At 58.5% G+C, this 7,521-nt stretch carries 6 protein-coding genes; 5 read left to right on the top strand and 1 reads right to left on the bottom strand.

The features are described 5' to 3' along the window. The coding region (locus WA354_RS14670; RefSeq protein ID WP_472813764.1) for a zinc-ribbon domain-containing protein at nt 1-218 on the bottom strand (218 nt) is incomplete at its 3' end. Between the two features lie 281 nt (nt 219-499). On the opposite strand from WA354_RS14670, the gene WA354_RS14665 reads away from it, so the two are divergent. The 5 genes from WA354_RS14665 to WA354_RS14645 all read left to right on the top strand — a co-directional run. Next, nucleotides 500-3,370 (top strand): tetratricopeptide repeat protein, encoded by a 2,871-nt coding sequence (locus tag WA354_RS14665; protein WP_472813763.1) that lies wholly within the window; start codon nt 500-502, stop codon nt 3,368-3,370. Between the two features lie 291 nt (nt 3,371-3,661). Further along, nucleotides 3,662-4,690, top strand: a complete 1,029-nt coding sequence (locus tag WA354_RS14660; RefSeq protein WP_472813762.1) for a hypothetical protein — start codon at nt 3,662-3,664, stop codon at nt 4,688-4,690. 196 nt (nt 4,691-4,886) lie between these two features. Next, nucleotides 4,887-6,380 (top strand): hypothetical protein, encoded by a 1,494-nt coding sequence (locus tag WA354_RS14655; protein ID WP_472813761.1) that lies wholly within the window; start codon nt 4,887-4,889, stop codon nt 6,378-6,380. A 143-nt stretch (nt 6,381-6,523) separates the two neighbouring features. Then, nucleotides 6,524-7,084: a hypothetical protein gene (locus tag WA354_RS14650; protein WP_472813760.1), complete on the top strand. Its 561-nt coding sequence runs from the start codon at nt 6,524-6,526 to the stop codon at nt 7,082-7,084. 204 nt (nt 7,085-7,288) lie between these two features. Further along, the coding region (locus WA354_RS14645) for a zinc-ribbon domain-containing protein (protein ID WP_472813759.1) at nt 7,289-7,521 on the top strand (233 nt) is incomplete at its 3' end.

Here is a 7,521-nt window from a genome sequence, read left to right as displayed (position 1 = left end):
GGCTGATTCGCGACCGGCGACCATGCCAGGGCATCCGGGCGCTGAGGAGACACCGGCGCAGCAAGCGGCTGTGAGCTTACCGAAGTCCATCCAGCACCGCCGGAATCCGCCGGCTGATCCGTCACTGGCTGCGCCGCCAGGCTTGCCTGTTTTCCGCAACTCCCACAAAAAGTGGTCCCCTCTGAAAGGGGTGCTCCGCATTGTCCACAAAATGCCATGGTGATTTGCTCCTTTTCTGTTCGCTTTGCCGATCTCTTCGGGGATTTCTGCCTGCGCTGCGGACTCATTCGCCAAGGCAGACCATTCCGTGTCCCGAGTTCCGACGCCAAAGCACCATCTGTTGCTCCGGAATAACTCAAGTAACAGACTGGGTCAACGGAAGTGAGTGTGACTCTTGCATGTCTTGCAAAGTGGTTCCATTGCAACCGGTTACATCATTTACTGACAAGGGATTGGAAGCGTGGTATGCTTCCTGCACCCGCATCGGGATTGAACAGCGATGCCACTTCCTGCTTCCCCGCCCAACGTCTTTCGCTTTGGCTTGTATGAGGTGGATTGCGCCCAGGAAGTTCTCTTGCGCAATGGAATGCGCGTCAGGATTCAGAGTCAGTCCTTCCGGGTTCTTGTCATGCTGCTCAAGCGGCGCGGCGAAATTGTGACCCGGAACGAAATGAAGGAGACCCTCTGGCCTGACGGGACCCATGTGGATTTCGATGGCAGTCTGAATGTGATCCTGAAGAGGTTGCGTGCGGCCATCGATGACGACTCCGACAATCCAAGATTCATCGAGACGGTGCCAAGGCGGGGATACCGCTTCATCGCTCCGGTTGTCGCAACTCCTATTGCGGCTGCGATCACGTCTCTGGCATCCGCTGAAGCGCTGGCGGCCCTCACTGAGATGCAACCCGTCACAAAACCTCCGGTGGGCGCTCCGAGCCGTTTCAGAACCCCCAGGTGGGCGATGAGTTCCGCGGCAGCACTTCTTCTGGTAGGGGCCGGCTATGGGGCTATATATCGCTACGAGAGCCAGCGGACGCGGATTGCATCAATTTCTGCACACGAGAGAACGGCGCCGGTTTCTGTGCGCCCTTCGCTGGCGGTTCTGGGTTTTGAAAATAATTCAGGCAAGCAGGAAGATGCGTGGCTTTCGGCGGCTTTCTCCGAAATGTTCGCAACAGAACTCTCCGGGGACGGGCAAGTGCGGCTGGCTCCGGGGCAGGATGTTGAAAACCTGCGCGGCACAAACCCCTGGCCACAGTCCTTTTCGCTCGACCAGCAGACAACCGCGAGGATCGGTTCCGCGCTCAATAGCGACTGGCTCGTGCTCGGATCTTTCACCGCACTTGGGCATACCGAGCCAGGCAGCCTGCGCCTTGATGTGTGTCTCCAGAGAGCGGCAACGGGACAGATCGTTTCGGAGTTTTCACAAGTAGGAACCGAGCGCGACATCTTTGATCTGGTCTCGAAGGCAGGGGATCGGCTGCGTGAACATCTGGGTGTGACGCGGATGGAGGAGCGCGACGTCGCCAACGTGCTTTCGGCGATGCCTCTCTCTCCGGACGCAACGCGCTTTTATGCACTGGGTGTGATGAAGCTGCGACAGTATGATGCCCTGGGTGCGCGCGATCTTCTTGAGCAGGCCGTTCGAGTCGACCCCAAGTTCTCACTTGCACATGCCATGCTGGCGCGGGCGTGGAGCCAACTCGGATATGGCCAAAAGAGCAGGCACGAGGTGAAGGCGGCACTCGATCTCTCGACGGATCTGCCGCAGCAGTTGCGCATGATGGTGCAGGCACAGTATTTCGCAAGCATCGGGCATCTGGAACAGGTTGCGTCCATTGACCGCGCGTTGTTCGAACTCTATCCCGACAATTTGGACTATGGTCTCAACCTGGCATCTGTTGAAGTGGAGAGTGGTCACGCCAGCGAAGCCAGGGACGTGCTGGCACGGCTTCGCAAGATGCCTGCCCTTATCGCAGACGATCCCCGGATCGATCTTGCCGCAGCCGCCTCAGACGAAAACAAAGATCAGGCGCTTGCCCTCCTAAGGAGCGGCGCCGCGAAGGCAGCTGCACAGGGCAAACGGGTTCTCTATGCCCAGGCCCGCCGCGACGAGTGCATGCGTTTGCTCTATGGGGATCATCCGGATCAAGGTCCAGCCGCCTGCAACGAGGCTTACAAGGTGTTTCTTGCCGTGGGCGATCGTGCCGGCGCTGCCGATTCACTTCGACTGTTGGGGGATGGTGAAGGTGCGCAAGGTCACTCCGCAGAAGCGATCGCCACCTATCGGCGTGCCCTTGCATACACTGAGGACCTGGGTGAGCACGAAAAGACCGGCGCCATCCTCAACAACATGGCAATCGTACTGACCAACGAGGGAAAACTCGACGAGGCGGAAAAGATGTACCAAGACGCCAGGAAGCACTTTGAGGCGGCAGGGAATATCGCCAATATGGTGACGGCGCTGGTGAATATCGCCGATATCGCTTATCTGCGGGGCAAGCTCGATTCCGCCGAGAAGCTCTACAGGCAGAGCCTTGAGCTGGAGTCAAAGCTTGATCCCAGTAATCCGGGTTATCTCCTGAGTCGGCTCGCTGATCTCGAACTTGCCCAAGGTCGCGTCAAGGAAGCGCAGCTCGATGCCACCACTGCGAAAGACACTCTGAAGGCAACAGGCGGGTCCCAGTATTACACGGCCGCGATGAACGAACTTGGCTACGCGCTGAAAGCGGAGGGCCGGCTCGCCGATGCCCGTTCGATCTTCGACGAGGCGCTTGCGATCAGGAAAAAGATGGGAGAGAACGGCCTGGTGGCGGAAGAGCAAACCGAGATCGCGGAGCTGCTGCTCGACCAGAGATCGCCGGATCAGGCCGAGCCGCTCATTCGCAGTGCGCTGGCGGAATTCGAAAAGGAGAGTGCCGATCCAGCTGCGTCGGCCGCATACGTCCTACTCAGCCGCGCGCTATTGGAAGAAGGAAAACTCGAGGATGCTGAGCAGATGGTGAAGCGCGGATACACGCTCAGCATCTCAAGTCCGGATCCAGCGCTGCGCCTGCCGGCGGCAATCCAGAGCGCACGGGTGGAAGTTGCGGCTGCTTTCGCACGCGCGCGCGACGGCAAGGCTGCGATGCCTGCCCTGCAAAAGCTCAAGGTGGTCGCGATTACAGCAAAGCGGCTGGGATATTTCGATCTCGAGTGCGAGGCGAGGCTGGCGCTCGGCGAGGCTTCAATGGCAATGAATGCGCCCGCCGGACGGACGGAGCTCTCTACGCTTGCCGACGAGGCTCGTGGCAAGGGGTACATGCTTGTTGCCCAGAAAGCCGAACTGCTCGGCAAGGTATCTGTCGAGCAGGTCGCAAGCAGGCAGTGACCCGCGACGTTCCTCCCGTCGCGAAGCGCCGAGTCAGCACGTGGACTAAGCACATGGAAACCCAGCCACTTATCGTGTCAGTTTCGTTTCACCCCGGATTCCTTTGATTCAAAGGCGATCCTGCGCTATTCAAGGCTTCGACAGAGAGCCTTGTGCCGCATGCATCCCCCGCCACAGATTCGAGTCCATTTCATAAGCAGCGGGATAGTTGCGACCCCGGGGCAAACTCACCGACCTGCCTGGCAGTCGGCCTGCGTGTCTCTGAATCGACTGCGCCCCGTGGAGGCAAACATGAAGCCATTGATGAAACTGATCCCAACCGTCTGCCTGGCCCTTCTCGGCTCGGCGATTGCATTGGCGCAACAGGCGCAGAAGCCTCTCACGAACGAGGACGTCATCAAGATGGTGCACAATAGCCTTCCGGAGTCGGTGATCATCGCCTCCATTCGCAGTAGCGGAGGAAAACTGGACACGTCTCCCGACGCGCTCGTTGCGCTGCATAATGCGGGTGTCACGGCTGCGGAGATGGACGCGATCATGGCCGCAACCGTCGGGTCCACACATAGCCGCGCAAGCGAAACCGCGGGAGCGGGGGCAACGGCGCAGGAGGGGAACAAGACCTCGCCGCTCGTGGTTGCTTACGCCGATGGCAAATCCTGGCGTGAGCTGCCGCTCGAGAAGACGTCGCTTGCGCAGACGAAGACCAAGCCTACATCGCTCGGCACTCTCAGCTCGGATGCCGTCCTTGCCCAATCGATGCAGGTGGGCATTTACACGACCTCGGCCGATATCGCTATGCATACTGGCTCATACGTGGGCAGCTCGGCGGTGATGGGGGCTGGCAGTGTTTTTTCCTCGGTGATGGCACAGCGAAAGCCCGAGGTGACGTACGTCTGGGGCGTCTCTCAATCCTCTTCAAAAAACGTTGTGCCCAATGCGATGCCGACGTTCTCGGTGACCTTCGACAGCGCACGCAGGGTAAATCCAGATGACTTCGAGCCGGTGATTCTGAAGCTCACTCCGGCGCAGAATTCCTGCCGCATTGTTGGTGCGACGCGGGGCAAGGCTGAAGCGGACGGCACGCCCGCGGGTGACTGGCAAATGTACTCGCACTTCATGGAGGATCGGGTCTCGCTCAAATCGCAGAAGCTTGGGACGGGCAAGTACCAGGTTACGCCGGAAGCGCAGCTTGAGCCGGGTGAGTATGCTGTCGCGCTCCGACCAGTATCGAAAGACAAGAAGTTTTCGGGCGGTGACATCGCACGCGCCCAGGGGGAAGGTCTTCTGTTTGACGCGATCTGGACTTTCCGCATCGAGTGACCCCAAACAGCGGCGAAGGAGCATTGGAAAAACTCCCTGGGAACTTTGCATTGAGGAGTTAGAGCTCATGAAATCGAGATCGAGTCGCCTGGCATTTGCTTTCCTTGTTGTTGCCTGTATCGCAGCATTTCCCCTTACGGGTTGCAGGTCACACAAAGATGCATCACAACCCGCATCTGCCGCATCGACCGCATCAATGCCCCGTGCATCCACGGGAACGGCGGCCGCGCCGCTCCAGAAGGGTTCCGGTTACGCACACGTCACATATCGACCGAACGTTCGCATCATGGAACAGGATCAAGGCAAGAAGGCCCTCATTGGCGTCTCAACGAACGAAGCCAGCCTTCTGCTTGACAGCTCGAACGAGATGGCGCGCGCGCTCAAAGCAGGCGATGTGCTGATGATCAAGGGCCTGCTGGCTCGGGTGGTGCTCGGCGTCGAGCAGACACCCGATGGAGTGATGGTACTGACACAGCAGGCGGCGCTGACAGATCTGATCCAGAATGGCGAGATTCACGTGCAGGTACCGGTGCGTTTCACTACCTCGAACGCAATGCTCCATCGGCCCGATCCGGGATTCTTTTCCACGCTGCCCGATCTCATTGCGCCTCCCCTCTACGCACAGAGTCCCGAGAACGCAATGGCGGATCAGGCGCGAGCCCAAGGCAACATGGACGCATACAAAGGACTGTTGAAGGGCGCGGTTCACTCCATCATCGACGGGTGGAATACCAGCTATCAATCGACACCCGCCGATGGACGGACAAATCTCGATCTGCAGTTGACGCGTAGCGAAGCTGGCTTTGTTGCTTCGATCACAGGGAAGGGCTCGGTTTCAGACTTTGATTTCGACTCGACCATCGGTGTGCAGCAAAGCAAGATTCAGCGGATGAAGACTGCCTTCAACAATCTGACCGGGGAAATGACGTTTGACTGGGCCGTTGCCAAGGATTCACCTGGCGTGATGGCAGAAGAGAGTCGCATCAAGCTTCCAGGTGTCGTGGACGTTCCGTTATCGGAGTTTCTAGAGGGCTTGCCGCTCTATCTCGAGGTCAGCGGCGCAATCATGATTCACCCTGCCATCACAGGCGGCAAGGAGATCACAAAGGGATCGTTCCGTGTAACCTACAGCGCCAATCAGAGTTTCGTTGTTTCCTCCGGCAGCGTGAACTCGAGCGGTGATATCAACGGCGATATTAACCTGGGCGATCACCAGGATATTTCTCCCACGGCACCGCTGGGCATGCTCGTGGCCGTCGCTGCGCCGCGCATTGAACTTACGCTGGGCCTGAACAAGATCTACGACAAGAGCGACATCAAAAAGGCCGCCGATATCGTTGACAAGATCGCCGATCAGGTCGCGAAACATCTGTTCAGCCCCGAGAAATACCAACAATACCAGCAGAATGGATTCCACCTGGGAAACACGTTTGCGAACGCATTGAAGACGGATGGCGCCGTGTACTTTCAGGTGATCGGAACATCGGCTTCAAGCTTCACTGGCTTTTCCGCGATCAGCCCGTGTTCCCGCTACGACCTGAACATTGTTGCGGGCGTGGGCGCCTCTGCCGAGGCGTGGGGGCAGTCCATCGGCTCGGTGAACAAGGAGATCTACCGCAAAGCGATTACCAAGATCGACCCACCAGGCATGCGGCTTTGCGAGGATATTGGCTCGCAATCGGGCCAGTAAAGAACTTATGCCCGCTGCAAACCGCGAATCATTCAACCCCGTGGCTTCCCGGAATAGCCCCGTGATCGGGTGCAGCAAAAACCTCGCGGCTTAGAGAGTGAGCTGTGCGCGAAATGAGAAGGAATGGAGGCGAAATAGTCGAGATGAATTCAAGAGTTGGTCCGTTGGCAGTGGTTCTATTCGGTTTTGTGATGTTCGGCGCTGGGCTGGCATACGCAGGCCCGCCAGGTGGAGTGCCGAGCGGCGGCAAGCCCGCTCGAGCAGCCCAGAGCAGTGCGCCGGCAAGCGCTTGCGCACTGCTTCCTCTCTCCTTGGTAGAAGAAGTGATCGGCTCCAAATTCCACGATCCTTCCGAAAGCAAGGCGATGCCCGCGTATAGCGGGGCGTGGGGCTCAAATTGCGAGTTTAGCCGGATGGAGCCGTTCCCGCAGGGTCAGGATACGAGAGTGGATTTCATGGTTTTTGTCGAGGCATCGGCTGCGGAAGCTAAGACAACTTTCCAGAAGGCCGCTGTCTTCTTCACAGATCATTCGAAGCCGGCGCCCTCAGGGCTCGGAGATTCTGCATACTGGGGCGTAAGCGATCCGGACGAGCCCACGATTCATGTGTTGAAAGGCAAAGTCCATTTTCAGCTCGGAATGATGTATCCACCTGATGAAACGAAACTGTTGCACCTCGCTGCCGCTTTGGCGGGGCGGCTCTGAGTAAAACGTGCGGCTGGTTCACGAGTCATTGGAGAGTGTTGGCCTTCTTCCCTGCCACCAATATTTCCAAACCTACTTGCTTCGCGGGAATGGACAAACAGATACTTGGGTCGATCGGCGGCTCAGGCCCTCCCGAAAAAGGAGACAAGGTTTTTGCAGGCAGGCTGCTATCCGAAGAAATGACCGAAGCAAGGGAGGATTACGATGACCGGCTTATGCACGCAATGCGGAGCGGCACTGGGCGAGCATGAGGCGTTCTGCACCAGGTGTGGCGCGCGGCGGAATCAAACTCCCGGTGTCGAGACGCGCTCCTGCGCCAACTGTGGCAACGAGCTCAAGCCGAATGTGAGGTTTTGCGAGGCTTGCGGGACCCGCGTTGTGCCGGCAGCGACACCCGGCTCGGCGACCGCGGACGGGCACCTTCACCAGGGCGGTTC

This window comes from Occallatibacter sp. (genome assembly GCF_049802275.1).
In the GTDB taxonomy this organism is placed as follows: domain Bacteria; phylum Acidobacteriota; class Terriglobia; order Terriglobales; family Acidobacteriaceae; genus Telmatobacter.
Note: the sequence above shows the minus strand (reverse complement) of the source record. Positions and strands in the feature narration are given on the sequence as shown.